Genomic DNA, 23,220 nt, shown 5'->3' with positions numbered 1-23,220 from the left:
CGGCTCGATCACCGCCCACGACTCATCGGTCAGCTCATGACGACGCACCACGAACAGACCAACGAGCGCACCACTTTGCGGACACGGCCTAGGGCCTGCGGACCTCGTAGTAGAAGCAGCCGTACTCGACGGCCCGGACGTGGACGAGCGCCACGGACGGGTCGTCGAACGCTTTGTGGAGGTCCTCGTCGCCGAAGCCCTCCTCGACCAGCTCTCCGCCGAGGATGCGCCCGTCGGCCGAGTAGCGGCGCAGGACGCGGTGGGCGTTCGTGAACGCCAGGCCCTCGCCCCGCGGGCCCGCGCACTCCTCGGCGTGGACGAAGACCGGGCCCTGCTCGTCGTACGGGCCCGGCTCGGCTCCCGTCTCGGCCGCCCAGCGGCGCAGCGGCGCGTAGGAGACCAGGGCGATCCTCTCCCCCGGCTCGCTGTGGCGCAGGCAGCAGCGCAGCGGGGCGCCGCCCTCGTCGTCGGTGATCGCGGACACGGGACGGCCCGCGTCGTCGGTGATGCGCAGGTCCTTCAGGACCTCCGGTGCGATGGGTCGTGCGGTGTAGGTGGTCATGTCCTCAGGCTCGCGCGCGCGGGCGCGCGGCACCGGCGGGATCCGGACATCGTGTCCGGGCCCGGGCCGGCGGCCGAGAGGGTCGCCGGATCATCGCCGAAGCCGGAGCTGACGTGGAAGGATGGCGCAACCGACACATCACGAGGAGATGACCGCGTGCCTGGCACAAACCTGACTCGCGAAGAGGCGCAGCAGCGGGCGACGCTGCTCACCGTTGACTCGTACGAGATCGATCTCGACCTCTCCGGCGCGCAGGAGGGCGGCACCTACCGGTCCGTGACCACGGTGCGCTTCGACGTCACCGAGAATGGCGCGGAGTCGTTCATCGACCTGGTGGCGCCGACCGTCCACGAGGTGGTCCTGAACGGCGACCGGCTCGACCCCGCCGAGGTCTTCGCGGACTCGCGGATCGCGCTGCCCGGCCTGCTCCAGGGCCGCAACGTCCTGCGCGTCGTCGCCGACTGCGCCTACACCAACACCGGTGAGGGCCTGCACCGGTTCGTCGACCCGGTCGACCAGCAGGCCTATCTGTACACGCAGTTCGAGGTGCCGGACGCGCGGCGCGTGTTCGCCTCCTTCGAGCAGCCCGACCTGAAGGCCACCTTCCAGTTCACCGTGAAGGCGCCCGAGGGCTGGACCGTCGTCTCGAACTCCCCGACGCCGGAGCCCAAGGACAACGTGTGGGTCTTCGAGCCGACCCCGCGTATCTCCAGCTACATCACCGCGCTCATCGTCGGCCCGTACCACGCGGTGCACAGCGTGTACGAGAAGGACGGGCGGTCCGTGCCGCTCGGCATCTACTGCCGGCCCTCGCTCGCCGAGTTCCTGGACGCGGACGCGATCTTCGAGGTCACCCGGCAGGGCTTCGACTGGTTCCAGGAGAAGTTCGACTACGCCTACCCGTTCGCCAAGTACGACCAGCTCTTCGTGCCCGAGTTCAACGCGGGCGCGATGGAGAACGCCGGTGCGGTCACCATCCGCGACCAGTACGTCTTCCGGTCCAAGGTGACCGACGCGGCGTACGAGGTGCGCGCGGAGACGATCCTGCACGAGCTGGCCCACATGTGGTTCGGCGACCTGGTCACCATGGAGTGGTGGAACGACCTGTGGCTGAACGAGTCGTTCGCCACGTTCACCTCCATCGCCTGCCAGGCGGCCGCGCCGGGCTCGCGGTGGCCGCACTCGTGGACCACGTTCGCCAACTCCATGAAGACGTGGGCCTACCGGCAGGACCAGCTGCCGTCCACGCACCCGATCATGGCGGACATCCGCGACCTGGACGACGTGCTCGTCAACTTCGACGGCATCACCTACGCCAAGGGCGCGTCCGTGCTGAAGCAGCTCGTCGCGTACGTCGGTGAGGACGAGTTCTTCCGGGGCGTGCAGGCGTACTTCAAGCGGCACGCGTTCGGCAACACGCGGCTGTCGGACCTGCTGGGCGCGCTGGAGGAGACCTCCGGGCGCGATCTGAAGACCTGGTCGCAGAAGTGGCTGCAGACGGCCGGCATCAATGTGCTGCGGCCCGAGATCGAGACGGACGGCGAGGGTGTCGTCACGTCCTTCGCCGTCCGGCAGGAGGCGCCCGCGCTGCCCGCCGGGGCCAAGGGCGAGCCCGTGCTGCGCCCGCACCGCATCGCCGTCGGCTTCTACGACCTCGACGAGGCGGGCAAGCTGGTCCGGGTGGAGCGGGTCGAGCTGGACGTCGACGGTGAGCTGACGGCCGTGCCGCAGCTCGTCGGCAAGCGCCGTCCGGCGGTCGTGCTGCTCAACGACGACGACCTGTCCTACGCCAAGGTGCGCCTGGACGAGCAGTCGCTGGCCGTGGTCACCGAGCACCTCGGGGACTTCACGGAGTCCCTGCCGCGTGCGCTGTGCTGGGCGTCGGCGTGGGACATGACGCGGGACGCCGAGCTGGCGACCCGGGACTACCTGTCGCTGGTGCTGTCCGGCATCGGCAAGGAGTCCGACATCGGTGTGGTGCAGTCGCTGCAGCGGCAGGTGAAGCTGGCGATCGACCTGTACGCCGACCCGGCCGGGCGGGACGCTCTGCTGACCCGGTGGACCGATGCCACGCTCGCCCACCTGCGGTCCGCCGCGCCGGGCAGCGACCACCAGCTGGCCTGGGCGCGGGCGTTCGCCGCGACGGCCCGCACGCCCGAGCAGCTGGACCTGCTGGAGGGGCTGCTGGACGGGTCGCAGGCGGTCGACGGGCTCGTCGTGGACACCGAACTGCGGTGGGCGTTCGTGGAGCGGCTCGCGGCGGTGGGGCGCTTCGACGAGGCGGAGATCGCGGGCGAGTACGAGCGGGACAAGACGGCCGCGGGTGAGCGGCACGCGGCGACCGCGCGGGCGGCACGGCCGACGGCCGAGGCCAAGGCCGAGGCGTGGGCGTCGGTCGTGGAGTCCGACAAGCTGCCGAACGCCGTGCAGGAGGCGGTGATCGCGGGGTTCGTGCAGACGGATCAGCGGGAGCTGCTCGCGCCGTACACCGAGAAGTACTTCGACGCGGTCAAGGGCGTGTGGGAGTCGCGGTCGCACGAGATGGCGCAGCAGATCGCGGTGGGGCTGTATCCGTCGCTGCAGGTGTCCGAGGAGACGCTGCGGGCGACGGACGCGTGGCTGTCCTCCGCGTCGCCGAACGCCGCGCTGCGGCGGTTGGTGTCGGAGTCGCGGTCGGGGGTTGAGCGGGCGCTGCGGGCGCGGAGCGCTGACGCGGGTCGCTGACGCGGGTCGCTGACGCGGGTCGCTGACGCGGGTCGCTGACGCGGGTCGCTGACGCGGTCTGGGCGGTTTTTGGGTCGTCGTTCGGGTGCGGGTGTGTGGGGGGCTGGTCGCGCAGTTCCCCGCGCCCCTGTTGTGCCTGCGGCGGCCCGTTGCCGTCCGGTGAGCGGTTGCGGTCCTCGCCTACGGTGCGTCGTGGGGCGGGGCCGGGGTGGGGGGTGTCCGTCCTCGGTCCGGCCATCCGTTTCCGACGAGGGCTCGGTGTCACGGTGCCGGACGCTGCGGGCGGACACCCCCCACCCCGTCCCCTCACCGCCGTACGCGGGTGCGGGCCGCCGTCGGTTCAGGTGCGGGGGCTATGTCCGGGACGCCTCGCGTAGGGCCTGTAGGACTCGGGAGACCGCCGGTGCTTCTGTCGTGCCTCGGCGGGTTGCCGCCAGGACGTGGCGGACCGGGCTGTCGGAGGAGAGGTGGCGCATGGCCACGCCTGCTCTCGGGACCGCTGCCATGCGGGGGACCAGGGCCACGCCCATGCCGGCCTCCACCATCGCCAGGATCGCCGTCCAGCCGGACGCCGCGTGGCCCTGGGCGGGGCTGAAGCCGGCCGCCTCGCAGGCGGCGCGGGTGATGTCCGTCCAGGGGCCGCTGCCGCCGAAGATCCACGGCTCGGCCGCGAGGTCGGCCAGGCGCAGGGCCGGGGAGGCGGCGAGGGGGTGGTCCCGGGGCAGGGCCACGTCCAGGGGGTCGGCCAGCAGGGGGATCAGGTGGAAGCGGGCGTCGCGGGCGGTGGGCGCGTGGGCCGCCAGCGAGAGGGCCACGTCGACCTCGCCGGCCGCGAGGAGGTCGTACGCCTGCGCCGCCTCCGTCTCGCGCACCCGGACGGTCACCCCCGGCGCCGACACCTTCAGGCTGCGCACGGCCGGTACGACGAGCGCCGGTACGGCCGTGCTGAACGCGCCCACCCTGACCTCACCGGCCTCCCCCTGGACGTAGGCCGTCAGTTCGCTCTCGGCGCGCCGGAGCTGTTCGAAGACCGCTTCGGTGTGGTGCAGGACCAGCCGGGCCGCCGCCGTCAGCCGTACCCGGCGCCCGTGGGCCTCCAGGAGGGGCACACCGAGCTGCCGGGCGAGGTTGGTCAGCTGCTGGGAGACGGCCGACGGGGTCATCCGCAGGGCCTCGGCGGTCGCGGTGACCGTGCCCTCGTCGCGCAGGGTGCGCAGGATCTGCAGTTTGCGGATGTCCCAGTCGACCATGCACGGCAACCTATCCGGCCACCGGGTTGACCGTGCTCCAGTCCTCCTTGCCGCGACCGTCCGCGAGCGCCGCGGAGAAGAGGGACAGCACGCCGTCGAGGAGCGGGTGGTCGACCTGGTCCGCCATGCGGGAGGCGTAGGTGAGGTCCTTGTGCGCCCAGTCCGCGGAGAAGTTGGCCTGCTGCGGCGGGTTCAGGTAGTTGTCCCAGGCCGCCTCGGTGACCACGCCGCCGGGCCGGTCCAGCAGGGCGGTGCCCACCTGGTGCGGGTCGAGGCCGGCGGCCCGGGCAATGCGCAGCGCCTCGCCGAATCCGGCCAGGTGGATGGCCTGCAGCGCGTTGAGGACCAGCTTGAAGCGGGTGCCGGCGCCGGCCGGACCGAAGTGGCGGACCTCGCGGGCGATGGCGTCGGTCACCGGGCGCAGCGCGGTCAGCCGGTCGGGGTCGCCGCCGGCCAGCAGGACCAACTGGCCGGAGCGGGCGCCGGCCGCGCCTCCGGTCAGCGGCATGTCGTAGAAGGGCGCCTTGTGTTCGGCGCACAGGGCGGCCAGTTCCTCGACCCAGGCCACGGAGAGGGTCGCGGAGGCGATGAGGGTGGTGCCGGGGCGGCCGCCGGCGAGGATGCCGTCGGGGCCCTGCCAGACCGCGCGGGAGGAGGCGTCGTCGGCGGTCACCTCGAAGACGACGTCCGCCTGCGCGGCGGCCTGCGCGGGGGTGGCGGCCACCAGGGCGCCGGAGGCGGCGAGTTCGGCGGCGGGCTGCGGGCTGCGGTTCCAGACGGTGACCGTGTGCCCGGCGCGCAGCAGGTTCTCCGCCATGCCCCGGCCCATGATTCCCAGTCCCGCCACGGCGACGTGCGTCATCGTCGGTTCCCTCCCGCTTGTCCGTCTCGTGCTGTCTGCTTGTCGGTGTCCCGTGCAGTCTGCCTGGTCGGGCGGGTGCCCGGCCGCGGGGGCCGCGTCAGCGCCGGGAGGCCGCGCCCAGCATGACGCCGCCGAGGATCAGCGCCATGCACAGCACCTGCCAGGGGCCGAACGCCTCGCCGAGCAGGGCCCAGGACAGCAGGGCCACGCACACCGGCTGGAGGTAGTAGACGACGCCCGCGCCGCTCGGGCCGACCAGGGAGACGGCCTTGTTCCAGGCGAAGAAGGCGACGGCGGAGGACGCCACGCCGACGTAGAGGAGGGGCAGGACCGTCCCGGGGGTCAGGGGGAAGCCGCCCTGCACGGTCACGCTCGCCGCCTGCGCCGGGAGCAGCATCACCGTGCCGAGGAGGAACGTGGTGAACAGGAACGCCGTACCGTCGATGCCCGCCGGGCGGCGGCGCAGCAGGGCGCTGTAGGAGCCGAAGCAGCAGGCGGCGGCGATCATCCACAGGTCGCCGGTGGAGAAGGCGGCCGTGCCGCCCCGGCCGACGAGCAGGAGAACGCCCGCGCAGGCCAGGAGCAGCCCGGCGACGCGGCGCCCGCCGAGCCGTACGCCGCCCGCCCGTTCCCAGACCGCCATCAGGACCGGTGAAGCGGCCATGATCATGCCCATGTTGGCGGCCGGGGTGGTCACGGCGGCCTGGTTGACGAGGGTGTTGTAGACGGTGATGCCGAGGACGGAGGCGAGCGCGATGTAACCGAGGTGGCGGCGGATCAGGTGGCGTTGGCGCCAGGCGTCGCGGGCGCCGAAGGGGGCGACCGCCACGAGCGCGATCACCCAGCGCCAGAACGCGTGCTGCACGGGCGGCACGGTCTCGCCGAGGGCCCGTGAGGCGACGAAGCTGCCGGACCAGACGACGGTGGCCACGGCGGCAAGGGCGATCCCCAGGGCGGCGGCCCTGGGGACGGGGGTGGTGGGGGCGGCGGGGGTGGTGCGGGGTGAATCGGTGCGGGTGACGGCGGCGGTCACGAAGCTCCCTTCCTGGTGGTGCTTCTACCGTCGCAGCGGTTCTCCTGTCAGGTCCATCGAAAGTTTCTGAGTATTTTGTTCAGGTGAACTGAACAGTCGGGCGGTGGGGGTCCGCTGTCCGAGCTGGCCTGCCAGGGTCGCGGTGAACGCCAGGGCCATGCCCGCCAGTTGCAGGGGTGTGAGGCTCTGTCCCAGCGCGGCCCATCCGACGATCGCGGCGGTCAGCGGGGAGAGCGGGCCGAGGAAGGTGACCTGGGTGGCGCTGAGGCGGCCGATGCCACGGAACCAGAGCCAGTAGCCGACGGCGGTGTTGGCGAGCGCCAGGTAGAGGTAGCCGCCGATCGCCGGGGCGTCCAGGGCGGGCGGGGCGCCCTCGACGAGGAGGGCGAGCGGGGCGATCAGCAGGCCGCCGGCCGTCAGCTGCCAGCCGGTGAGCGCCAGCGGTCCGACGCCCTCGGGGCGGCCCCACTTCTTCGTCAGGACCGTGCCGGCCGACATCGACGCGGTGGAGGCGAGCGCGGCGAGCACACCGAGGGTGTCGAGCGCACCGGCGGCCTTCAGGACGACCAGGCTCACCCCGAACGCGGCGGTCAGTCCGGTGACGACGGCCCGGAGCGTCGGCCGCTGGCCGAGGAGCAGCGCGGACAGGCCGACGACGAACAGCGGGCCGATCGAGCCGACGACCGCGGCCATGCCGCCGGGCAGCCGGTAGGCGGACAGGAACAGCAGCGGGAAGAAGGCGCCGATGTTCAGCGCGCCGAGCACGGCCGCCTTGCCCCACCAGGCGCCGCGCGGCAGCACCCGGGTGAGGGCGAGCAGCAGCAGACCGGCGGGCAGGGCCCGCATCAGGCCGGTGAACAGGGGACGGTCGGGCGGCAGGAACTCGCTGGTGACGGCGTAGGTGGTGCCCCAGGAGACCGGGGCGAGGGCGGTGAGCAGGATGGTGGCGGTGCGGGACATCACGGTGTCTCCTTCGGGGTTACGCCGCGACCGGCGCGGTGGCGGTGGCGGGGGCGGCGCTCTGGGCGACGGTGACCGGGCGGGGCCGTACGGCCTCGGCGGGCAGCCGGCGCTCCACGCGGATCAGCAGGGCGGCGGCGAGGGCGGAGGTGACGATCAGCACCGCCCAGGGCAGCCGGCCGTCCGCCGCGAAGAGGGTGGTGAACAAGGAGGGCGCGACGGCCTTCGCCAGCGACCAGGAGATCTGGTAGGCGGCCATGTAGCGGCCGCGGGCCTCCTCGGGCGCCGCCGACACGGCGAGCACCTCGGCGGCGGGGCTGTGGATCAGCTCGCCGAGCGTGTAGACGACGACCACGGCGGTGAGTGCGGTGCCGAGGACCGGGCCGGAGGTGGGCCGCAGGGTGCCGAGCACGATCTGCGCGGCGAACGCGGCCGAGAACAGGGTGCCGCCGAGGGCCGCGGCCCGGGTGCGGCGGGCGCCGGCCCGCCGTACCCGGCTGCCGACGTAGACGCCGGCCAGCGCGCACAGCACGGTGTTGACCGTGAACGCCGATCCGGTGAGCGCGCCGGGCGCGTGCAGCCACTCCAGCAGGAACAGCGGGAAGAGGACGGACAGGGCCGAGTAGCTGAGCGCGTTGAGGAAGTTGGCGCCGGTGACGACGAGGAAGGGCCGGTCGGCGAGGACCAGCCGGTAGCCGGCGCGGCGCCGGTCGGCGGCCGTGGAGCGGACCGGCTTCAGCGGGCGCAGCAGCAGCGCGGCCAGCGCGAAGGACAGGGCGTTGCCCCAGGCGGTGTAGGTGTAGCCGGTGGGACCGGCGAAGGCGATGACCAGCGAGGCGAGGAGGGCGCCGGCGCCGTTGCCGCCGTTCTGCAGGGCGCGGGTGGCCGCCTGCAGCCGGTCGCGGTCCGCACCGCGGGCCACCTCGCCGATCAGGGACTGCTGTGCGGCGGGGAAGGCCCGGTCGGCCGCCGCGGTGACCAGGGCGACTGCGGCGAACGCGGGCAGGGCGTGGGCGAAGGGGTAGAGCGCGAACCCGGCGACCCGCACGCCGTAGAGCACGTAACTCACGCGCTTGGCCCCGTACCGGTCGACGGCCGCACCGGCGAGCGGGAGCGCGGAGAGGCCGATGAGTCCGGTGACGGTGAGGACGGCACCGACGACGGTGAACGACAGCCCGGTCACGGTGTGGAAGAACACCAGCGTGAACGGCACGTACAGACCGGTGCCGACGCCGTTGACCGCGGCGGCTACGGGCAGGGCCCACAGGCCCGGTTGGCGATCCGGCTTCTTCACGGCGACATCCCCCTCGTCGGTGGCTCGATAGGAAGTAGCTTAGCCGTAAGCTACTTATAGTCAAGCCACTTAGCGAGAAGCCACTTTCTTGCAACCCATCGATGTGATGCGGATACTCGCCCCATGACTGCGAAGCCTCAGCCCGAGCCCCAGCCCCCGGCCCCCCGGGACCCGGTCGACACGATCATCGAGCAGTGGGCCACCGTGCGCCCCGACCTCGACACCCGCGCGATGGAGGTCTTCGGCCGCATCTACCGGCTCGCGCGGACCATGGGCGACCGCATGGAGAAGGCGTACGCCCGTTTCGGCATCTCCCGCGGCGAGTTCGACGTGCTGGCCACCCTGCGCCGCGCGGGCGAGCCCTACACCCTCTCGCCGCGCCAGCTCTCGGCGACGCTGATGCTCACCACCGGCGGCATGACCGGCCGCCTCGACAAACTGGAGCGGGCCGGCCTGCTGCGCCGCTCCCCCGACCCGCACGACCGCCGGGGTCTGCAGGTGACGCTGACCGACGAGGGACTGCGTCTGATCGACGAGGCGGTCGGCGCGGGCCTCGCCGTGCAGACGCAGGCCGTGACGGCGGCCCTGGACGAGGAACAGGCCGGCCATCTGGCCGACCTGTTGCGGGAGCTGCTGGCGGGGACCCGGCAGGCGGGGAGCTGACCGCCGCAGCTCAGCCCACGTGCGCCGCGAGCGCGGCGTCGACGGCCGCCGGGACCGGCTCGTCACCGGCCCAGGCCGTGTAACCGTCGGGGCGGACCAGCAGCGCGGTGCGGCGGGCACTCGCCCAGTGCGCGACCGTCAGCCGGTCCTTGCGGGCGGCGCCGGGGTCGTACGCGTCCGGGGTGATCAGGACGAAGCGGCCCTCGCGCAGGGCCTCGTAGAGGCGGCCGCCGCCGGCCAGGGCGACGTCGGGGACGCGGGTGCCGGTCAGCGGGTGCGCGCCGCGCGGCGCCGGGTAGCGGTAGCCGATGCCGGTGATCCGGCCGACGGCGCGGCGGCGGGCGGGCGCGGCGTGGTCGAGGACCGTGGTCAGCGCGGCGCGCAGTGCGAGGGTCCAGGGGCGCTTGGCCATCGCCAGGCGGACGATGCCGCCGCTGCTGCGCAGCACCGACCTGCCGACGGGGTGGCGTTCGGCCTGGTAGGTGTCCAGCAGGGCGTCCGGAGCGTGGCCGTGCAGCACCTGGGCGAGTTTCCAGCCCAGGTTGGCCGCGTCCTGCAGGCCGGTGTTCATGCCCTGGCCGCCGGCCGGGGTGTGGACGTGCGCGGCGTCCCCGGCGAGGAAGACCCGGCCCACCCGGTAGGCGGGCGCCTGGCGCTCGTCGCTGTGGAAGCGGGACATCCAGCGGGCGTCGTGCATCCCGTAGTCCCGGCCGAGGGCGAGCCGGGTGATCTCCTTGACCTCGGCCAGGTCGAGGGGCGTGTCGTCGGGGACGTCGCGGCCGCGGTGCCAGCCGATGACCCGGTAGTAGCCGTCACCGAAGGGCGCCAGGAAGGCGAACGCGTCGCCGACGGCGTTCACCGTCAGCACGTTCGCCGGCTCCTCGGCCAGCCGTACGTCCGCCAGCACGACCGAGCGGATCACACTCCGGCCCGGGAAGGGCAGACCGAGGGCTGCGCGTACGGCACTGCGCATGCCGTCGGTGCCGACGACGTACGCCGCCCGGAGCTCCTCGGTCGCGCCGTCCGCGGTGCGGACCTCGGCCGTCACGCCGTCCGCGTCCTGGGTGAGGCCGGTGAGCTCCGTCTCGTACCGGAAGTCGACACCGGCCGCGACGGCCCGCTCCTGCAGGGCCTTCTCCACCTCGTACTGCGGGATGACCAGCAGGTGGTTGAAGCGGGAGGGAAGGCCGGCGAGGTCGACGGCGAGGCGGCCGAAGAGGCGCAGGCTCTCCAGGGGGCGGCCGACGGCCTCCAGACCGTCGGCGAGTCCGCGGGCGTCGAGCTGCTCCAGGGTGCGGGCGTGCAGGACGAAGGCACGGGAGAGGTTGCTGATCTTGCGCGGGCGCTTCTCGACGAGGGTGACGCGAACACCGGCGGCGGCCAGGTCTCCGGCCAGGAGCAGACCGGTGGGACCGGAGCCGACGACGATGATCTCCGCGGTGTGTCCGGTGTTTCCCGTGGTGCCGTTCATGGGGGCCTCCTGGGGCGCCGACGCTCACTCAACGCTTGTTTGCCAACAGTTGTTGACCAACGCTTGTTGACAACGTAGGGGGTGGGGTCGATGGGTGTCAACGCTTGTTGGCCAACGTGTGTTGGCCTACGCTCGTTGACATGCAAGCAAGCACGTCCGGCACGGCCGGTTCCAACGACTCCCGCTCCACCTCCTCCCGGTCCTCCTCCCGCCCCTCCTCCGCCCCCTCCCGCTCCGACGCCACCCGCGCCGCGATCCTCGCCGCCGCCCGCGAGCGGTTCGCCGCCGATGGATACGAGCGGGCGACCATCCGGGCCATCGCCAAGGACGCCCGTATCGACCCCTCGATGGTGATGCGCTACTTCGGCAGCAAGGACGGCCTGTTCGCGGCGGCCGTGGCGATCGATCTGCGGCTGCCCGACCTGACCGGCGTGCCGCGCCACGAGGCGGGACGCGCGCTGGTGCTCCACTTCCTCGGCCTGTGGGAGGAGAACGAGCAGCTCACCGCCATGCTGCGGGTCGGCGTCACCCACCCGGACGGCGCCGAGCGGATGCAGGGCATCTTCCGCGACCAGCTGCTCCCCGTCGCCCGGCGGATCTGCCCCGACCCCGAGCAGACCCCGGCCCGCGCCGCGCTGGTCGCCACCCAGCTGCTCGGCCTCGCGCTCACCCGCTTCGTCCTGCGCCTGGAGCCGGCCGTCGCGCTCGCCCGCGAGGAGGTCGTGGCCTGGCTGGCACCGACGGTGCAGCGGTACCTCACCGCGCCGCACCCGTGACCCGTGTCGTGCCGACAAGAGGCATATTGCCCCCTATGCCCGGTGCACCCGAGTCTGTGGCGTATACATAGGCGGGGAACCCGTCGATGTCGGCGTCCTTCGTTCCGGGGACGTCTGCCGTCGCGCCCGCTGGGTAGGGCTGCGGTAACCCGTTCCGACGCCGCACCCCGGCACACGCGACAAGGAGGCCCCCGTGGCCGCATCGGCACACATTCTGCTCTCGGCCCTGTCCAAACCCGAGCCGGAGGCCGCGCTGCCCCGTCAGGCTCCGGCCCCGGACATCGAGTACGACACCGCCCTGGCCTGCGTCTTCAGCGCCGAGAGCGCCTGCGTCGAGGCCCCGCTGACCAGTGAACCTCCCCTGCCCGACGCCGAGCCCCTGACCAGCGAGCCGCCCCTGTCCGACGCGGCACCGCTCACCAGCGAGTCCGACGCGTCACTGGACCCCGGCACCACGAGGCCGTAGATGACCGCACCCGCGCCGCACGCCGCCGCCACCCCGGACCCCGACCTGGCGCGCCTCGCCGAGCTGCACGGCGTGGCGCCCTCCTTCCAGCCCTCCCCGGACCGCACGGTGGCCGCGTCGCCGGCCGCGCTCGTCCGCGTGCTCGGCGCTCTCGGCGTGGACGCGAGCAACCCCGCCGCCGTGGCCGCCGCGCTCGCCGCGCGGGAGCGGGAACTGGCCGGACAACTGCTGCCGCCGACGCTGGTGAGCTGGGACGGCGCCGTCCCCGAGCCACTGGCCGCGCTGCCGCCCGGCACCCGGCTCGAACTGGTCACCGAACAGGGCGAGACGCGCCCCGACCTGCATGAACTGCCGCACGGAGTGCACCGGCTGACCGCGACCGCTCCCGACGGCCGCCAGGCGCGGTCGCACCTGGTCGTGGCCCCGCCCCGGCTGCCCACACCCGGCGGCCGCTCCTACGGCCTGCTGGTGCAGCTGTACTCGCTGCTGTCCCGGCGCTCGTGGGGCATGGGCGACCTCGGGGACCTCGGCGAGCTGGCCGCCTGGGCCGGACGGGCGCTGGGCGCGGGGTTCGTGCAGGTCAACCCGTTGCACGCGGCCGTACCGGGCGCGCCGACCGATCCCTCGCCGTACCGGCCGTCGTCCCGTCGCTTCCCCGACCCGGTGCATCTGCGGGTGGAGGAGGTCCCGGAGTACGCCTACGCCGAGGACCACGGCGCCCTGCGCGGTCTGCTGGAGCGGGCGGCGGGGCTGCGTGAGGCGGTGCTGGACAAGGGCGCGCTGATCGACCGGGACGCCGTGTGGGAACTGAAGCGCGCGGCCCTGGAGGTGGTGCGGCAGGTGCCGCTCGGCCCGGGCCGGCGGGCCGCCTACGCCGACTTCCTCGCCGAGCAGGGGCAGGCCCTGGAGGACCACGCGACATGGTGCGCGCTGGCGGAGGTGCACGGCTCGGACTGGAGCCGCTGGCCCGAGGCACTGCGCGATCCCCGGTCGGCCGAAACGGCACACGCGCGTGCGGAGCTGATGGACCGGGTGGACTTCCACAGCCATCTGGCCTGGCTGACCGACGCCCAGCTGCGGGCCGCGCAGCGGGCGGCGCGGGACGCCGGGATGGACGTGGGCGTGGTGCACGACCTGGCGGTCGGGGTGCATCCGCAGGGCGCGGACGCGTGGGCGCAGCAGGAGTTCTTCGCCGCCGGGATGTCGGTGGGGGCGCCGCCGGACGCGTTCAACGCGCGCGGGCAGGACTGGGGGCTGCCGCCGTGGCGCCCGGACCGGCTGGCCGCGTCGGGGTACGCGCCGTACCGGGATCTGCTGCGGACGCTGTTCCGGTACGCGGGGGCGCTGCGTATCGACCATGTGATGGGGCTGTTCCGGCTGTGGTGGGTGCCGCAGGGCGAGGCCCCGACCGAGGGCGCGTACGTCCGCCACGACGCGGAGGCGATGCTGGCGGTACTGGTGCTGGAGGCGTCCCGGGCCGGGGCGGTGGTGGTCGGCGAGGACCTCGGCACGGTGGAGCCGGGGGTGCGGGAGGCGCTGCGCGAGCGCGGGGTGCTGGGCACGTCGGTGCTGTGGTTCGAGCGGGACTGGACGGGCGACGGGCGTCCACTGCCGCCGGAGCGGTGGCGGGCGGACTGCCTGGCGACGGCGACGACGCACGATCTGCCGCCGACCGCGGCCCGGCTGACCGGTGAGCACGTGGACCTGCGTGAGCGGCTGGGGCTGCTGACGCGGCCGCTGGAGGTGGAGCGCGAGGAGGCGTCCGCGGACACCGGGGAGTGGCTGGCGCTGCTGTCCCGGCTGGGGATGCTGCGCGGGGCGGGCGGCTCGGACGGGTCGTCGGAGGAGGCGGAGATCCAGGCGGTGCACCGATTCCTGCGGCGCACTCCGGCGCGGCTGGTCGGGGTGTGGCTGCCGGACGGCGTCGGGGACCGGCGGCCGCAGAACCTGCCGGGGACCTGGGACCAGTACCCCAACTGGCGGCTGCCGATCGCCGATGCGACGGGCCGCCCGGTGACGCTGGAGGAACTGGCCGCCTCGCCGCGGCTGCACGCGCTGATCGAGGCGGTGCGGGAGGAGCGGTGAGCGGTCGTTGAGTCCCGTACGGCACCCCGGGCGCGCGGCCCGTGGAGGCGTTCGCTACTTTGGCACCGTGGACAAGAAGAACGCCCTGCGCGCCGGCGCCCTGGCCGCCGGTACGACGCTGATGATGCTGCTCATGTCGTCTCCCGCGCTCGCGCTGACGCGCGACGACGGTGACGACCCCGGCAAGGGCCTCAGTGTCGGCGAGACGCTGGGCCTGTATGTGTTCACCCCGCTGGTGATCTTCGCGGTGATCACGGGTCTGGTGATGGTCCTGGACCGCTCCAAGATCCGCGTGATCAAGCCGAAGACGCGCGCCTGACGCACGCTCCGCACCCGGACCCGGCCGCGCCCCGCGGCCGGGTTTTCGCCGCGCCCGCCCGCCGCCCGGCGGCGTTTTTTTTCGGGCCACTATTCACTCACTACATATACTGAGTACATACTGGTCCCATGAGCACCCGCCACGTCCTGCTGGGGCTGCTCGCTTCCGGGCCGAGCCATGGCTACGACCTCAAGCGACGCCACGACGAGCGCTTCCCGCAGGCCCGTCCCCTCGCCTACGGGCAGGTCTACACGACCCTGCAACGGCTGGTCCGTGACGGGCTCGCGGCCGTGGAGGGCACCGGCTCCGACGGCGGTCCCGAGCGCACCACCTACCGCGCGACGCCGGACGGCGAGGCCGAGCTGGCCCGCTGGGCGGCGGAGGTCGCGCCGCCGGCGCCGTTCGTCACGAACGAGATCTTCGCCAAGGTGGTCGTGACGATCCTGACCGGCGGCGACCCGGCGGCCTGCCTGCGGGCGCAGCGCGCCGCGCACATGGCCCGGATGCGGGAGCTGACGGCCGTGAAGACCGCGCCGGGCGCCGACCTGGCGAGCGTGCTCTCTGCGGACTACGCCCTCAACCACCTCGACGCCGACCTCCGCTGGATGGCCACCACCGCGGACCGGCTCACCCATCTGACCGCGGAGGTCGACACTGCATGAACACCAAGGGGGAGGGCGCGGCAGTACTGCTCGCGGCCCGTGGCCTGGTCAAGGCCTACGGCAGGACACCGGCCCTGCGCGGCGCCGATCTGGAGCTGCGCGCCGGGGAGATCGTCGCGGTGACCGGGGCGAGCGGCAGCGGCAAGTCCACGCTGCTGCACTGCCTGGCCGGGATCGTCCGGCCCGACGAGGGGTCGGTGCTCTACGCCGGCGAGCACCTGGAGCGGCAGTCGGAGCGCCGACTCGGCGAGCTGCGCCGTACCGAGTTCGGCGTGGTCTTCCAGTTCGGGCAGCTGATCCCGGAGCTGACGGTCCAGGACAACGTGGCACTGCCGCTGCTGCTGGCCGGCCTCGCGCGGTCGGCGGCCCGGGAGCGGGCGGACGCGTGGCTGGAGCGGTTCGGGGTGCGCGGCCGGGCCGGGCTGCGCCCCGGTGAGCTGAGCGGCGGGCAGGCACAGCGGGCGGCGCTGGCGCGGGCGCTGGTGACGGGGCCGCGGATCGTGTTCGCAGACGAGCCGACGGGGGCGCTGGACTCGCTCGCGAGCGAGCAGGTGATGACGGCGCTGACACTCACGGCGCGGGAGACGGGCGCGGCGGTGCTGCTGATCACGCACGACGCGCGGACGGCTGCCTACGCGGACCGCGAGGTACGGCTGAGCGACGGCGTCGTGGCGGAGCTGGGGGTGAACGCGTGAGCGACCACGGAGGCGCGGGGGGCCCGGGCATCGGTCTGGCCGGCGATCTGCGGCTGGCCTGGGCGCTGACGCGTGGGTCGGACCGGCGGGAGTGGTGGCGGGTGGGGCTGACCGCGACGGGGGCGGTGGCCGCAACGGCGTTCGCCATGGCGGCGGCCGTCCTGGGCGTGCTGCGCGGCGGTCACTCCGTGCCCGTCGGCGGGGGGCTGCTGAACCAGCCGGGCACGCGCTCGGGGGTGATCGTCGCACTGCTTCTGCTGCTGGTGCCGGTGCTGGGTTTCCTCGGGCAGTGCGCCCGGATCGGCGCCGTGCACCGCGACCGGCGGCTGGCGGCGCTGCGGCTGGCCGGCGCGACGTCGGGGCAGGTACGCCGGATCGCGGCGCTGGAGACGGGGCTGGCCTGTCTGCTCGGGTCGGCGCTGACGACGGCCGTCGCCGTGCCTGTGCTGGCGGCGGGATGGTCGCAGGCACCCGTCGTGGCCTGGGCCGTCCTTGCCGTGGTCGCGTCCGGGGTGCCGGTGCTGGGCGCGGCGGCGGGGGCGCTGGCGCTGCGCCGGGTGGTGGCCTCGCCGCTGGGCCGGGTGCGGCGGGTGCGGTCGCGCACTGGGCGCGGTCCGGTCCTGGCGTTCCTGGCCGGGCTGGCGGTGGTGGCGCTGATGGCCGTCGTGGCCGTGAGCGGCACGAGCGGCGTGTCGCCGTGGCGTGCCTACACGGAGGGGCCGCTGCTGGTGTCCGGGCTGCTGCTCGCGGTGGGCGCGGGGGCGGTGTGGCTGAGCGGGGCCACGGCCCGGCTGACGGGGCGGCTGCTGGCGCCGCGCGCGAGGTCGGCGGCGGTACTGATCGCGGCGGAACGGCTGCGGGACGACCCGTGGGCGGCGGCCCGTACACATGCGGCGGTGCTGCTGGTGACGGTGGCCGGCACCGGCTTCGTCGGCGTCCGGCAGGCGCTGCTGACCACACTGCGCCGGATGAGCCGGGACGGCACCCTCGGGTCGGGCATCGGGTACTACACCGGTGGCCTGAACCTCACCGCCGCCGCGCTCGGCGTCGCCCTCCTGATCACCCTGTCCGGCCTGGCCGTCGGCACCGCCGAGTCGGTGGCCACTCGGCGCCGGGGTCTGGCCGCGCAGACGGCGGCAGGGGTGCCGCGGGGGGTGCTCGGGCGGGCGTTGCTGCTGGAGACGGCGCTGCCGCTCGCGCCCGCGGTGTTCCTGGCCGGGGCGGGCGGTATGGCGGTCGGCACCTGGTACGCCGCGCTCACCACCGGTCTGGGCGCCCCCGTGGTGCCGTGCGCGGCACTGCTCGTCCCGGTGGCCGTCTACGCCGTATGTCTGGGGGCCGCGGCCACCGCACTGCCGCTGCTGCGGCGGACGGCGGGGCCGGGCGGGCTGCGCTACGTGTGACCGTGGCGTGGGCGGACTGCGCACGGCGGTTCGCGCGCGCCGCGTCGCGCGCCGGCCCGGGAGCACGGAGGACTCCCGGGGCGGCACGCCGGCGGCGCCGGCCCCGCTGGACGTGCGACGGCCCGGAGCGGGGTCAGGCGGAGATGCCGTCGATCCGGGCCAGGGCGTCGTCCGCGCCGAACGGCTGCAGGTAGGGCAGCCAGCGCGGATCCCTGTGGCCCGTGCCGATGATCCGCCAGGCCAGCCCCGTCGGCGGAGCCGGTTTGTGACGCAGCCGCCAGCCCAGTTCGATCAGGTGGCGGTCGGCCTTGATGTGGTTGCAGCGGCGGCAGGAGGCCACCACGTTGTCCCAGACGTGCTTGCCCCCGCGTGAGCGCGGGATGACGTGGTCGACGCTGGTTGCGACGCCACCGCAGTACATGCACCGGCCCCCGTCGCGGGCGAACAGCGCCCGGCGGGTCAGAGGAACGGGCCCCCGGTAGGGAACCCGCACGAATCGCTTGAGCCGGACCACGCTGGGTGCGGGGACGGTGACGGTTGCGCTGTGCAGAAAGGCGCCGGACTCCTCGAGGCAGACAGCCTTGTTCTCGAGGACGAGGACGAGCGCGCGGCGGAGCGGTACGACGCCGAGCGGCTCGTACGACGCGTTGAGGACCAGGACATGCGGCACGGATGCCTCCTTGTACGCCGGCGGCGCGTGGCTCGCGCCGGGACGATCCGTAGTCAGTCTCCCCTCATGCCTGGTGGCGGCGCCACCATGTCCCGGTAACGGGCTGGGAGTGTTTTCGACCACATCTGCTTCATCCCCCACCACGCCACCGGTTCAAGCGCAGGTGAGCACGGTCTCTCCTTGCGGCATCCGGCGGATGCACACACCGTGCCCCGTTAGTGTGGTGCCCCTGCCCTCCGGTGACCTTTCCGTGACCTTGACGACCGGGGCCGCCGTCCCGTGCCCGGGGGCAGACCGCTGCACCTGGAGGTATCCGCCGTGTCCTTGCCCGCCGTCCTGTCGGCCGCCGGCCCCTCGCCGTCGCCGTCCGGTTCCGAGACGCCGTCGGTGACCGTACCCACGCTCCAGGACGCGCAGGAGAGCGCGACCAACGCGGCGAGCTGGATCGAGCAGAACTGGTCGACATGGCTCGCGATCGGCCTGCGCGTGCTGCTGATCCTGGTGATCGCGACGGTGCTGCGGGTGGCGGTGCGGCGGGCGATCACCAAGCTGATAGACCGGATGACCCGCACGGTCCAGGCGGTGGACGGCACCGCGCTCGGCGGCCTGCTGGTGAACGCCGAACGCCGCCGCCAGCGCTCGCAGGCGATCGGCTCGGTACTTCGGTCGGTGGCGTCGTTCCTGATCCTCGGCACCGCCGCGCTGATGGTGCTGGCCACCTTCGACATCAACCTCGCCCCGCTGCTGGCCTCCGCCGGTGTCGCGGGCGTCGCGATCGGTTTCGGCGCGCGCAACCTGGTCACGGACTTCCTGTCCGGCGTGTTCATGATCCTGGAGGACCAGTACGGCGTCGGTGACACCATCGACGCGGGTGTCGCGTCGGGCGAGGTGATCGAGGTCGGGCTGCGCGTGACGAAGCTGCGCGGCGACAACGGCGAGATCTGGTACGTCCGCAACGGCGAGGTCAAGCGCATCGGCAACCTCTCCCAGGGCTGGGCGACGGCCGGGGTGGACGTCACGGTGAAGACGTCGGAGGACCTTGACCGGGTGAAGGCCACGCTCGACGAGGTCGCCGAGACGATGGGCAAGGAAGAGCCCTGGAACGAGCTGCTGTGGAGCCCGGTCCAGGTGCTCGGCCTGGACAGCGTGCTGATCGACTCCATGGTCGTCCGGCTCTCCGCCCGGACCATGCCCGGCAAGTCGCTCTCGGTGGAGCGGGAGCTGCGCTGGCGCGTCAAGCGGGCCTTCGACGCCGCCGACATCAGGATCGTCGGCGGGGCGACGGCTCCCGCCGAGGACGAGACGCCGGACCCGTCGGCCTCGGTCGCAGCCCCGTCCGCGTTCGCCGCCGCCACCTCCCCGCAGGCCCAGGCGGCCACGCCGCTCGTCCCGCCGCCGAGCACGGCGAAGTAACCACCCGACACCCGCCACGGGCCCCGACCGCCCCTCTGAAACCACAACCGGCACCACCGGCCGGCACAGTCCGCAGACGCCCCCGCGGGCAACGACTCCGTTGCCGCGGGGGCGTCGTGTCTTGACGGGCCCTTCCCGCCGGGCTTACGTTCCTGCTCAGCGATAGGAAACTTTCCTAACAGTGCTGGCGGCGGGGTGGACAGCCCTCCCCGCGCACTGGAAGGCTGTCCCGCTGGAAAGGCAGGTGTGGCACCCCATGGCAGGAACCGCCGGTACGCCGGGCACCCCGCGTGTGCTGCGCGCCATGAACGACCGTGCCGCACTGGACCTGCTGCTGGAGCACGGCCCGCTCTCCCGCACCCGCATCGGCAAGCTCACCGGTCTGTCCAAGCCCACCGCCTCGCAGCTGCTGGCCCGGCTGGAGGCGGCCGGCCTGGTGCTGGCCACCGGCAGGGCCGAGGGCCGCCCGGGCCCCAACGCCCAGCTGTACGAGGTCAATCCGTCCGCCGCCCACGCCGCCGGTCTCGACGTCGCCCCCGGCCGCATCCGGGCCGCCGTCGCCGACATCACCGGGCGCACCGTCGGCCGGTACGAGCTGCCCACCCCCGGCCGGCGCCCCGCGCAGCCCGTCGCCCAGCAGGTCACGGACGCCCTCGACGGCGCCGTCAAGGCCGCCGGGCTGGCCCGCGCCGACGTCCACCGGCTCGTCATCGGCACCCCCGGTGCCTTCGATCCGGGCACCGGCCGGCTGCGCTACGCCTCCCATCTGCCCGGCTGGCATTCCCCGGCCCTCCTCGACGAACTCGCCGCGGCGCTGCCGATGCCCGTGGAGTACGAGAACGACGTCAACCTCGTCGCGCTCGCCGAGCAGCGGCTCGGCGCCGCCCGGGGGCACGAGGACTTCGTGCTGCTGTGGAACCAGGAGGGCCTCGGCGCCGCGCTGGTCCTCGGCGGCCGGCTGCACCGGGGGTTCACCGGCGGCGCCGGAGAGGTGGGTTTCCTTCCGGTCCCCGGTACCCCGCTGGTGCGCGGCGTGAGGAAAGCCAACAGTGGCGGCTACCAGGAGCTGGCCGGATCCCAGGCCGTCCCCCAGCTCGCCCGCGAGCTCGGCATGAGCGACGTCCCGTCGGGGCCGTACGACGAGGCCGCGGCGGTGCTGGTCGCCCGGGCCGCCGCCGAGGAGACCGTGCTGGGCCGGCTGCTGTTGCAGACGTACGCCACCCGGCTCGCCACCGGTCTCGCCTCGCTGGTCTCGGTGCTCGACCCCGAGCTGGTCGTGCTGTCCGGTACCTCGCTCACCAGCGGCGGCGAGGTGCTGCGCGCCCTGATCCAAGACGAGTTGCAGGAGCTGGCCGCCTCCCGGCCCCGGCTCGTGCTCGGGGAGGTCACCGACCATCCCGTCCTGCGCGGCGCGCTGGAGCGCGCGCTGACCGTCACCCGCGACGAGGTCTTCGACACCTCCCGCTAGCCCCCTCAGGCCCCGTCTCTCCCCATCTCCGCCCCACCGGAGCACCGCACCCGCTCCTCTCTGCCCCACTTCCTCAGCGCACCCGCTCCTCCCCCGCCCCGCCCCCTCAGAGCAGCAGCCCCTCCTTCCCGACCCCGCCCCCTGGGAGGCCTCGCCATGCCCGAAGTCATACCCTCGCTCGCCCGAAGGACGGCTTTTGCCCTGACCGCGTCGCTGGTTCTGCTCGCTACCGCCTGCACCGGCCAGTCCGGCGCCGGAGCGAGCGACGACCCGTCGAAGGAGACGACGATCACCTTCTGGCACGCCTGGAGCGCGCCGAACGAGGTGAAGGCCGTCAACGACCTGGTCGCCGGCTTCGAGAAGGCCCACCCGAACATCCACGTCGACGTCGTCGGCAACATGACCGACGACAAGATCAACCAGGCGCTGCGCGCGGGCGGCACCAAGGCGCCCGACGTGATCTCCTCCTTCACCACGAACAACGTCGGCAAGTTCTGCTCCTCGGGCGCGCTGATCGATCTGAACCCGTTCTTCCGGAAGGCGGGGATCGACCCGCGGCAGACCTTCCCGAAGGCGATGAACGAGTACACGCAGTTCGAGGGCGACCGCTGCGCGGTCCCGCTGCTCGGCGACGCCTACGGGCTGTACTACAACAAGACGGCGTTCGCGAAGGCCGGCATCACCAGCCCGCCGAGGACCTGGTCGGAGTTCGAGGCCGACGCGAAGAAGCTGACCGTCCCGCAGGGCGACTCCTACCGGCAGCTGGGCTTCATGCCGGACTACCACGGCTGGGAGTCCACCACCGAGCACTACCTCGGCCAGTTCTCCCCCGCCTACTTCGACCGCGAGGGCAGGTCGAACCTCGCCAAGGACCCGGCGTTCGAGAAGGGCTTCACTCTGCAGAAGCGGCTCGTCGACGACCTCGGCGGCTTCGGGAAGCTGGAGCGCTACCGGGCGGAGCTGGGTGACGAGTGGGGCCCCAAGCACCCCTTCCACACCGGCCAGGTCGCCATGCAGCTCGACGGCGAGTGGCGGCTCGGCATGGCCCTGGACGCGAAGCCCGGCTTCGACATCGGCGTGGCCCCGCTGCCCGTCCCCGACGACCAGGCCGACCAGTACGGCAAGGGCTACATCACCGGCACCATCGCCGGGATCGCCGCCACCAGCACGAAGCAGAACGCCGCGTGGGAACTGGTGAAGTACATGACCACCGACACCGACGCGGTGGTGGGCTTCTCCAACGCGATCCACAACGTCCCCTCCACCCTGGCCGCCCTGAAGTCACCGAAGCTCCACTACGACCCGCGGTTCCGGACGTTCCTGGACATCGCCGCGAACCCGCACTCCACGTCCACGCCCGCGTCCCTCAACGGCGGCCAGTACCTGGTGACGATCCAGCAGCTCGGCTACGACTACGAGAGCGGCAAGGTCACCGATCTGAAGGCCGACCTGAAGAAGGCGGCCGCGCAGATCGACACCGACATCGCACAGGCGAAGTAGCGATGAGCGCGATCACCCTGGCGTCCAAGCACCGCCGCGCGGCGCTGCGCAACCTCGCCTTCCTGTCGCCCTGGCTGATCGGGTTCGCGGTCTTCTTCGCCTACCCGCTGCTGTCCACGGTCTACTTCTCGTTCATGCACTACGACGGCTTCCGGCCGCCGGCGTGGAGCGGGACGAGGAACTGGTCGTACGTCTTCTCGCACTACCCGCTGTTCTGGCCCGCCCTGCGCAACACGCTGTGGCTGGTCCTCGTCATGGTGACGCTGCGGGTGCTCTTCGGACTGGGCGTCGGCCTGCTCATCACGAAGATCAAGACGGGCACGGGCTTCTTCCGCACCCTGTTCTACCTGCCCTACCTCGCTCCGCCCGTGGCCGCCACCATGGCGTTCGCCTTCCTGCTCAACCCCGGCACCGGGCCGGTCAACTCCCTTCTGGAGAAGGCGGGCGTCGCGGCGCCCGGCTGGTTCAACGACCCCGCCTGGTCCAAGCCGGCGCTGACCCTGCTCGCACTGTGGGGCATCGGCGATCTGATGGTCGTCTTCATGGCGGCGCTGCTCGACGTGCCCACCGAGCAGTACGAGGCGGCCGAGCTGGACGGGGCGTCGGCCTGGCAGCGGTTCCGGTTCGTGACCCTGCCGAACATCTCCCCCATCGTGATGTTCGCCGTGGTCACCGGCGTCATCCAGGCGATGCAGTACTACACGCAGCCGCTGATCGCCGGGAAGGTCGCCTCCGGGGTGATCCAGGGCGCGGGCACCCAGTTCGAGCCCGGCTACCCGGACAAGTCCACGCTCACCCTCCCGCAGCTCGTCTACAACCTCGGCTTCCAGCGCTTCGACTACGGCTCCGCCTGTGTCGTCGCCCTGGTGCTGTTCGCCCTGTCGATGGTGTTCACCGCGTTCCTGATGCGGCGCCGCGGCGGTCTGATCCAGGCAGGTGACTGA

Annotated in this window: 20 protein-coding genes and 1 pseudogene; 13 read left to right on the top strand and 8 right to left on the bottom strand. The window is 73.2% G+C overall.

Annotated features, from left to right (window positions below; translation table 11 throughout):
* Positions 1 to 88: 88 nt before the first annotated feature.
* Positions 89 to 562, bottom strand: a complete 474-nt coding sequence (locus tag ACZ64A_RS26625; RefSeq protein WP_469813740.1) for a DUF1203 domain-containing protein — start codon at positions 560 to 562, stop codon at positions 89 to 91.
* A gap of 156 nt (positions 563 to 718) precedes the next feature.
* On the opposite strand from ACZ64A_RS26625, the gene pepN reads away from it, so the two are divergent.
* Positions 719 to 3,286 (top strand): aminopeptidase N, encoded by a 2,568-nt coding sequence (gene pepN, locus ACZ64A_RS26620; RefSeq protein ID WP_469813738.1) that lies wholly within the window; start codon positions 719 to 721, stop codon positions 3,284 to 3,286.
* A 353-nt stretch (positions 3,287 to 3,639) separates the two neighbouring features.
* Here the strand turns inward: pepN and ACZ64A_RS26615 are convergent, their stop codons facing one another.
* From ACZ64A_RS26615 to ACZ64A_RS26595, 5 genes and pseudogenes are all read right to left on the bottom strand, one after another.
* The gene (locus ACZ64A_RS26615) at positions 3,640 to 4,536 is read right to left on the bottom strand and encodes a LysR family transcriptional regulator (RefSeq protein ID WP_469813737.1); all 897 of its coding nucleotides are present in this window, start codon (positions 4,534 to 4,536) and stop codon (positions 3,640 to 3,642) included.
* Between the two features lie 10 nt (positions 4,537 to 4,546).
* A pseudogene (locus ACZ64A_RS26610) lies at positions 4,547 to 5,422 on the bottom strand (NAD(P)-dependent oxidoreductase); the annotation flags it as partial.
* Positions 5,423 to 5,495: 73 nt separating this feature from the next.
* On the bottom strand, positions 5,496 to 6,431 hold the full coding sequence (locus tag ACZ64A_RS26605; protein WP_469813735.1) for a DMT family transporter: 936 nt from the start codon (positions 6,429 to 6,431) through the stop codon (positions 5,496 to 5,498).
* A 24-nt stretch (positions 6,432 to 6,455) separates the two neighbouring features.
* The gene (locus ACZ64A_RS26600) at positions 6,456 to 7,391 is read right to left on the bottom strand and encodes an EamA family transporter (RefSeq protein WP_469813733.1); all 936 of its coding nucleotides are present in this window, start codon (positions 7,389 to 7,391) and stop codon (positions 6,456 to 6,458) included.
* A gap of 19 nt (positions 7,392 to 7,410) precedes the next feature.
* Positions 7,411 to 8,685: an MFS transporter gene (locus tag ACZ64A_RS26595; protein ID WP_469813731.1), complete on the bottom strand. Its 1,275-nt coding sequence runs from the start codon at positions 8,683 to 8,685 to the stop codon at positions 7,411 to 7,413.
* A 123-nt stretch (positions 8,686 to 8,808) separates the two neighbouring features.
* Here ACZ64A_RS26595 and ACZ64A_RS26590 point away from each other — a divergent pair, with 123 nt between their 5' ends.
* Positions 8,809 to 9,348, top strand: coding sequence for a MarR family winged helix-turn-helix transcriptional regulator (locus ACZ64A_RS26590; protein WP_469813729.1), 540 nt, complete (start codon positions 8,809 to 8,811; stop codon positions 9,346 to 9,348).
* Positions 9,349 to 9,358: 10 nt separating this feature from the next.
* On the opposite strand, the gene ACZ64A_RS26585 is transcribed toward ACZ64A_RS26590, so the two are convergent.
* On the bottom strand, positions 9,359 to 10,819 hold the full coding sequence (locus tag ACZ64A_RS26585) for an FAD-dependent monooxygenase (protein ID WP_469813727.1): 1,461 nt from the start codon (positions 10,817 to 10,819) through the stop codon (positions 9,359 to 9,361).
* A gap of 140 nt (positions 10,820 to 10,959) precedes the next feature.
* Here ACZ64A_RS26585 and ACZ64A_RS26580 point away from each other — a divergent pair, with 140 nt between their 5' ends.
* From ACZ64A_RS26580 to ACZ64A_RS26550, 7 genes are all read left to right on the top strand, one after another.
* Positions 10,960 to 11,595 (top strand): TetR/AcrR family transcriptional regulator, encoded by a 636-nt coding sequence (locus ACZ64A_RS26580; RefSeq protein WP_469813725.1) that lies wholly within the window; start codon positions 10,960 to 10,962, stop codon positions 11,593 to 11,595.
* Between the two features lie 193 nt (positions 11,596 to 11,788).
* Positions 11,789 to 12,061 (top strand): hypothetical protein, encoded by a 273-nt coding sequence (locus ACZ64A_RS26575; RefSeq protein WP_469813723.1) that lies wholly within the window; start codon positions 11,789 to 11,791, stop codon positions 12,059 to 12,061.
* Entirely contained in the window at positions 12,062 to 14,146 is a 2,085-nt protein-coding gene (gene malQ / locus ACZ64A_RS26570) for a 4-alpha-glucanotransferase (protein WP_469813722.1), read from the top strand.
* Between the two features lie 67 nt (positions 14,147 to 14,213).
* Positions 14,214 to 14,465 carry a hypothetical protein gene (locus tag ACZ64A_RS26565; protein ID WP_469813720.1) on the top strand — a complete coding sequence of 84 codons (252 nt, stop codon included), beginning with the start codon at positions 14,214 to 14,216 and terminating at the stop codon, positions 14,463 to 14,465.
* Positions 14,466 to 14,593: 128 nt separating this feature from the next.
* A complete protein-coding gene (locus ACZ64A_RS26560; protein WP_469813718.1) occupies positions 14,594 to 15,127 on the top strand; it encodes a PadR family transcriptional regulator in 534 nt (177 codons plus the stop codon).
* Positions 15,124 to 15,822: an ABC transporter ATP-binding protein gene (locus ACZ64A_RS26555; RefSeq protein ID WP_469813716.1), complete on the top strand. Its 699-nt coding sequence runs from the start codon at positions 15,124 to 15,126 to the stop codon at positions 15,820 to 15,822. The genes ACZ64A_RS26560 and ACZ64A_RS26555 overlap by 4 nt, the downstream gene beginning before the upstream one ends.
* Positions 15,819 to 17,225, top strand: a complete 1,407-nt coding sequence (locus tag ACZ64A_RS26550) for an ABC transporter permease (protein ID WP_469813714.1) — start codon at positions 15,819 to 15,821, stop codon at positions 17,223 to 17,225. Before ACZ64A_RS26555 ends, ACZ64A_RS26550 begins: the two co-directional genes overlap by 4 nt.
* A gap of 133 nt (positions 17,226 to 17,358) precedes the next feature.
* Here the strand turns inward: ACZ64A_RS26550 and ACZ64A_RS26545 are convergent, their stop codons facing one another.
* Positions 17,359 to 17,895 carry an HNH endonuclease gene (locus tag ACZ64A_RS26545; protein ID WP_361623206.1) on the bottom strand — a complete coding sequence of 179 codons (537 nt, stop codon included), beginning with the start codon at positions 17,893 to 17,895 and terminating at the stop codon, positions 17,359 to 17,361.
* Positions 17,896 to 18,213: 318 nt separating this feature from the next.
* Here ACZ64A_RS26545 and ACZ64A_RS26540 point away from each other — a divergent pair, with 318 nt between their 5' ends.
* The 4 genes from ACZ64A_RS26540 to ACZ64A_RS26525 all read left to right on the top strand — a co-directional run bounded on the left by ACZ64A_RS26540 (position 18,214) and on the right by ACZ64A_RS26525 (position 23,220).
* Positions 18,214 to 19,308 (top strand): mechanosensitive ion channel family protein, encoded by a 1,095-nt coding sequence (locus ACZ64A_RS26540; protein ID WP_469813712.1) that lies wholly within the window; start codon positions 18,214 to 18,216, stop codon positions 19,306 to 19,308.
* 256 nt (positions 19,309 to 19,564) lie between these two features.
* A complete protein-coding gene (locus ACZ64A_RS26535; RefSeq protein ID WP_469813710.1) occupies positions 19,565 to 20,776 on the top strand; it encodes an ROK family transcriptional regulator in 1,212 nt (403 codons plus the stop codon).
* A 156-nt stretch (positions 20,777 to 20,932) separates the two neighbouring features.
* Positions 20,933 to 22,276: an ABC transporter substrate-binding protein gene (locus ACZ64A_RS26530; protein ID WP_469813708.1), complete on the top strand. Its 1,344-nt coding sequence runs from the start codon at positions 20,933 to 20,935 to the stop codon at positions 22,274 to 22,276.
* A 2-nt stretch (positions 22,277 to 22,278) separates the two neighbouring features.
* Positions 22,279 to 23,220: a carbohydrate ABC transporter permease gene (locus ACZ64A_RS26525; protein WP_469813706.1), complete on the top strand. Its 942-nt coding sequence runs from the start codon at positions 22,279 to 22,281 to the stop codon at positions 23,218 to 23,220.

The organism is Streptomyces sp. NPDC104814, assembly GCF_055583185.1.
The sequence above is the reverse complement of the archived record's forward strand: the minus strand, read 5'-3'. Positions and strand labels throughout refer to the sequence as shown.

What these genes read in the sequence shown, in the direction of transcription:
- malQ (WP_469813722.1), top strand. Translation starts at nt 12,062, where the DNA reads ATGACCGCACCCGCGCCGCACGCCGCCGCCACCCCGGACCCCGACCTG.
- ACZ64A_RS26590 (WP_469813729.1), top strand. Translation starts at nt 8,809, where the DNA reads ATGACTGCGAAGCCTCAGCCCGAGCCCCAGCCCCCGGCCCCCCGGGAC.
- ACZ64A_RS26535 (WP_469813710.1), top strand. Translation starts at nt 19,565, where the DNA reads ATGGCAGGAACCGCCGGTACGCCGGGCACCCCGCGTGTGCTGCGCGCC.
- ACZ64A_RS26585 (WP_469813727.1), bottom strand. Translation starts at nt 10,819, where the DNA reads ATGAACGGCACCACGGGAAACACCGGACACACCGCGGAGATCATCGTC.
- ACZ64A_RS26560 (WP_469813718.1), top strand. Translation starts at nt 14,594, where the DNA reads ATGAGCACCCGCCACGTCCTGCTGGGGCTGCTCGCTTCCGGGCCGAGC.
- ACZ64A_RS26600 (WP_469813733.1), bottom strand. Translation starts at nt 7,391, where the DNA reads ATGTCCCGCACCGCCACCATCCTGCTCACCGCCCTCGCCCCGGTCTCC.
- ACZ64A_RS26555 (WP_469813716.1), top strand. Translation starts at nt 15,124, where the DNA reads ATGAACACCAAGGGGGAGGGCGCGGCAGTACTGCTCGCGGCCCGTGGC.
- ACZ64A_RS26625 (WP_469813740.1), bottom strand. Translation starts at nt 562, where the DNA reads ATGACCACCTACACCGCACGACCCATCGCACCGGAGGTCCTGAAGGAC.
- ACZ64A_RS26525 (WP_469813706.1), top strand. Translation starts at nt 22,279, where the DNA reads ATGAGCGCGATCACCCTGGCGTCCAAGCACCGCCGCGCGGCGCTGCGC.
- ACZ64A_RS26530 (WP_469813708.1), top strand. Translation starts at nt 20,933, where the DNA reads ATGCCCGAAGTCATACCCTCGCTCGCCCGAAGGACGGCTTTTGCCCTG.
- ACZ64A_RS26580 (WP_469813725.1), top strand. Translation starts at nt 10,960, where the DNA reads ATGCAAGCAAGCACGTCCGGCACGGCCGGTTCCAACGACTCCCGCTCC.
- ACZ64A_RS26615 (WP_469813737.1), bottom strand. Translation starts at nt 4,536, where the DNA reads ATGGTCGACTGGGACATCCGCAAACTGCAGATCCTGCGCACCCTGCGC.